At 36.5% G+C, this 452-nt stretch carries 1 protein-coding gene; it reads right to left on the bottom strand.

Going from position 1 to position 452, the window contains the following annotated elements; all coding sequences use genetic code 11:
- Positions 1-87: 87 nt before the first annotated feature.
- Positions 88-452: transposase (locus RG959_RS23845; RefSeq protein ID WP_342799277.1), on the bottom strand; the 365-nt coding region annotated here is incomplete at its 5' end.

Raw genomic sequence — 452 nt, 5'->3', positions numbered from 1 at the left:
GCATGATATACTAAAAACAAGCATGACAAATAACCTTCTTTTAATCATGCGTTGGAAGGTTTTGTGTTATTTAGTTGGATGTAGATTTTAAGCTATATCCTGGAAAGTTGTTCTGTTCTTTAAAAGGGCAAATATCCAATGTAAGAGTTTATTTACACACGCAATAACGGCTACTTTAAAGGGTTTTCCTTCTTCACGTTTTTTATCATAGAACTCCCGTAATTTCTTATTACGAGGAATGATTTCATCGCTTGTTTTGATCTTACGACAGTCACGAATTGCACAACGAACTGCCATATATAAGGCGTGACGAAGCCTGCTTGACCCTCTTTTAGTGATTCGGTTTTTAGTGGCTGTAAACTTACCGGATTCAAATACACTAGGATCAACTCCAGCGAAAGCTACCAGCTTTTTAGGATCAGTAAATCGATCTATCTCTCCAATTTCAGAAA

Origin of the sequence: Domibacillus sp. 8LH (assembly GCF_038806185.1) — a bacterium.
Classification (GTDB): domain Bacteria; phylum Bacillota; class Bacilli; order Bacillales; family Domibacillaceae; genus Domibacillus; species Domibacillus indicus_A.
The sequence above is the reverse complement of the archived record's forward strand: the minus strand, read 5'-3'. Positions and strand labels throughout refer to the sequence as shown.